The organism is Thermus sp. (assembly GCF_037444525.1).
In the GTDB taxonomy this organism is placed as follows: Bacteria; Deinococcota; Deinococci; order Deinococcales; family Thermaceae; genus Thermus.
In genome coordinates, this window is the sequence record NZ_JBBIMD010000101.1 from 1 (window position 1) to 3,847 (window position 3,847).

2 protein-coding genes and 1 pseudogene are annotated in these 3,847 nt (G+C 68.1%); all 3 read right to left on the bottom strand.

Features of this window, described 5'->3' with window-relative positions; translation table 11 throughout:
- A pseudogene (locus tag WKI94_RS11580) lies at positions 1-301 on the bottom strand (galactose-1-phosphate uridylyltransferase); the annotation flags it as partial.
- Between the two features lie 292 nt (positions 302-593).
- Positions 594-2,114 carry an FAD-dependent oxidoreductase gene (locus WKI94_RS11585; protein WP_337845881.1) on the bottom strand — a complete coding sequence of 507 codons (1,521 nt, stop codon included), beginning with the start codon at positions 2,112-2,114 and terminating at the stop codon, positions 594-596.
- 1 nt (position 2,115) lies between these two features.
- Positions 2,116-3,627 (bottom strand): glycerol kinase GlpK, encoded by a 1,512-nt coding sequence (glpK, locus tag WKI94_RS11590; protein WP_337845882.1) that lies wholly within the window; start codon positions 3,625-3,627, stop codon positions 2,116-2,118.
- Between the last annotated feature and the right edge of the window lie 220 nt (positions 3,628-3,847).

Below are 3,847 nucleotides of genomic sequence, written 5' to 3' on the forward strand. Positions count from 1 at the left end.
CGGGGAAGCGGTTCTGAAAGACGGCCACCTGGAAGTGGGAAAAAGGGATCTCCGTGGGGAAGCCATCCGGCCGGCTCGGGCATAAGGGGCAGTGCTCCTTAGGAGGGAGGAAGGTCCGCCCCTGGCGGTGGGGGGTGTAAACCGCCCAGGCCCGCCTCAAGGGGTGGTAGCGCAAATGGGGGGCGGGCGCCAGGGCCTCTTCCGGCTCGGGAAGGGGGGTGTCCTCGAGGGGGGCCCAGCTATAGAGGATGAGCTCCCGGCCGTCCCTCTTCCGGTGGGTGCGCTTATGGAAAGGGGGCATGGTCTGCTCCAGGGATGGGAGGCGTCTTGGACCCGATCCTGTCGCCACCAAGACGGCCCGGGTCAGCCGCCTCGCCCCAAAGCGTACCACGGTCACGCCCCGCCCCTAGGCCACAAGGCCGGGGGCCCTCCGGCAAGCCGGCCTCACCATGGAACTGGCGTAGGCCCACTCCCCTAGGCTCCCCCTCTCTAAGGAAAGCTGGCCCCGGGCCAGGCCCGACCGGGGGATGGCAGGCTTTTGCCAACCTAGAGCCAGCGGGAGGAGCAGGTCATGCTGGCTTTTGGTGGGGTGCTTAGCAAAGCCTGGGAAGCCCCGCCCTGGCCTCCTCCTCTTCCCTCTTCGCCCGCGCCTCGTCCCACCCCAAAAGGGGCGCCATTAGGGCCACCACCCGGGGAAGGGCCGCTAGGGCCGCCTTTTCGTCCAAAAGGGCCAGGCCCATCCGCCGGGCGAGGACATCCAGGGGCTTCACCGCAAGCTCCTCCCGCACCGCCCAAAGGACCTCCCCCTCCACGTGGGAAAGGCCGGGCAGCAGGGGCCTCTCCCCAAGGGCCAAGACCCCTTCCGCCTCCACCCCGTAGTTCCGGTACAGGGCCTCGGGCCGATCCCCCCTAGGCCCCACCCCCACCAAGGGGGTGTGGGCGGAAAGGGAAGGCCCCATGGCGAGGCCTAAGTCCCGCCTTAGCCTCTCCAGGAGGTCCTCCGCCATTAGGCGGAAGGTGGTCCACTTCCCCCCCACCAGGGTGTAAAGGCCCTTCTCTTCCAGGATGCAGTGGTCCCGCACGAGAAGCTGCGTCTCCCCCTGCCCCACCAGGGGCCTGAGCCCCGCCCACCGGGCCAGGACCCGCCCCGAGAGGTCCCCGAGGAGGGGCCTAATCTCCTCCAGGAGGTAAGCCTCCTCCTCGGGCCTAGGCCGCGGGCAGGCCCCAGGGAGGGCAGGGAGGTCGGTGGTGCCCAGGAGGGCTTTTTCCCGCCAGGGGAGGAGGAAGAGGACCCGGCCGTCCCGGGTCTTGGGGAGGAGGAGGCCCACGGTGAGGGGGTAGTCCAGGACCAGGTGGGCCCCGCTGGAGGGGGTGAGGAGGGGGGGAAGGTGGGGGTCCAGGAGATGGCGCACCTCGTCCGCCAGGGGCCCCGCGGCGTTCACCACCGCCTTCGCCTCCACCTCCACCTCCTTTCCCGAAAGCCGGTCCCGCACCACCGCCCCCCGCACAAGGCCCCCCTTTAGGAGAAACCCCGTGGCCTCAGCGTAGTTGAGGGCGATGGCCCCCTTCCCCAGGGCCGAGCGCACCAGGGCCAGGTTCAGCCGGAAGTCCTCAAACTGCCCGTCCCGGTAGAGGACCCCGCCCAGGGTCTTGGGGAGGTCCGGTAAGAGGCGGGCCACCTCCTCGGGAGGGGCGTAGCGGCTTCCCCCAAGGCGCCTTTTTCCCGCCAGGAGGTCGTAGAGTTTGAGGCCCGTCCAGTAGTAGGGGATCTCCAGGGGGCGGAAGAGGGGGGTGAGGAGGGTGAGGGGCCGGGCCAGGTGGGGGGCAAGGCCCAGGACCACCTGGCGCTCGTGGAGGGCGTCCACCACCAGCCGGAGCTGGCGCCGGTCCAGCCGCTTGAAGGCAAGCTCCAGATACCGCACCCCCCCGTGGAGGAGCTTGGTGCTCCGGGAGCTCGTCCCCGAGGCGAAGTCCCCCCGCTCCACCAAAGCGGCCCGAAGCCCCCTTAAGGTGGCCGCCCAAAGCACCCCCGCCCCCGTGGCCCCTCCCCCCACAATGAGGAGGTCCAGGGGCTCCTTTAACCGTTCCCAAAGGGCTTCGCGTTCCCAGGGCATCCTATTCCCCCCGGGCCCACCCCAGGCTCCGCTCCACCGCCCGCTTCCATCCCGCGTAGAGCCGTGTCCGTTCCTCCGCCGGCATCCGGGGCGTGAAGGTGCGCTCTGCCTGCCAGTTGGCTTTGAGCTCCTCCAGATCCCTCCAGTACCCCACGGCCAGGCCCGCGGCGTAGGCCGCCCCCAAGGCGGTGGTCTCGGTCACCACAGGCCGCACCACCGGCACCCCCAGGATGTCCGCCTGGAACTGCATGAGGAGCTCGTTTTTCACCATTCCCCCGTCCACCTTCAGGACGGAAAGGGGAAGCCCTGCCTCCTCCTCCATGGCGAGGAGCACGTCCTTGGTCTGGTAGGCTACGCTCTCCAAGGCCGCCCGGCAGAGGTGCCCCTTGGTGGCGTAGCGGGTGAGGCCCACGACCACTCCCCGGGCGTAGGGGTCCCAGTAGGGGGCAAAGAGGCCAGAAAAAGCGGGGACGATGTACACCCCCCCGTTGTCCTCCACCGTGCGGGCGTAGTCCTCAATGTGATGGGAGAAGTCAAAGAAGTCCAGGTTGTCCCTCAGCCACTGCACCAAGGCCCCCGCGATGGCGATGGACCCTTCCAGGGCGTAGACCGCTGGAGCTTCCCCAAAGCGGTAGGCCACGGTGGTGAGGAGGCCCCGGCGGCTTTCCACCGGGGTCTTGCCGGTGTTCAGGAGGAGGAAGCACCCCGTGCCGTAGGTGTTCTTGGCCTCCCCCGGCTGGAAACAGGCCTGCCCCACCAAAGCCGCCTGCTGGTCCCCTAAAGCCCCCGCCACGGGCACCGCCCGCCCCAAGGGACCTTCTGGGGCGGTCATCCCGTAGAGGTTCGGGTCCGAGGAGGGCCGGATCTCCGGCAGCATAGCCCGGGGGATGCCGAGAAGGGAAAGAAGCTCCTCGTCCCAGTCCAGGGTCTCGAGGTCCATCAGGAGGGTGCGGCTGGCGTTGGTCACGTCCGTCACGTGGCGCCCTCCCTTGGGCCCCCCGGTGAGCCACCAGATGAGCCAGGTGTCCACCGTGCCGAAGAGGGCATCCCCCCGTGCTGCCGCCTCTCGCGCCCCAGGGACGTAGTCCAGGAGCCACTTGAGCTTGGGGCCAGAGAAGTAAGTGGAAAGGGGGAGGCCCGTTTTCCTGCGGAAAACCTCCCCCGCACCTTCTGCCTTCAGGGCCTCGCAGATGGCGTCGGTGCGGGTGTCCTGCCAGACGATGGCGTTGTGGTAGGGCTCCCCGGTGTTCTTGTCCCAGACGATGGTGGTCTCCCGCTGGTTGGTGATGCCGATGGCCAAGAGCTCCCCCGGGCGCACCCTCGCCCTGGCCAAAGCCCCCTGGATAGCCTCCTGGGCGCGGGCCCAGATCTCCAGGGGGTCGTGCTCCACCCAACCAGGCCTAGGGTAGATCTGCCGATGCTCCAGCTGATGCCGGGCCACCTCCCGCCCCTCCCGGTCAAAGACCATGAAGCGGGTGCTGGTGGTGCCTTGGTCTAAAGCGCCGATGTACATTAGGGACCTCCCTGGAAAAGTTTAAGGAACCCAAGGCGCCCGGTCAAAAACCCCCCTACCCCTCCCCTACCTCGGTCGTGTAAGGAATTATGTGTAAGGGTATGTGTATGAATGGGGGTACCAACGGGAGAGGAGGTACCCCATGGATCAGGATACCCTCCAGATGATCTTGAGGGAAGCAGTGAGGGAAACGGTAACCCAGGTTCTGCAGGCCCTGCTC

Coding starts and splice junctions, on each gene's coding strand:
- WKI94_RS11585 (WP_337845881.1), bottom strand. CDS start 2,114: ATGCCCTGGGAACGCGAAGCCCTTTGGGAACGGTTAAAGGAGCCCCTG.
- glpK (WP_337845882.1), bottom strand. CDS start 3,627: ATGTACATCGGCGCTTTAGACCAAGGCACCACCAGCACCCGCTTCATG.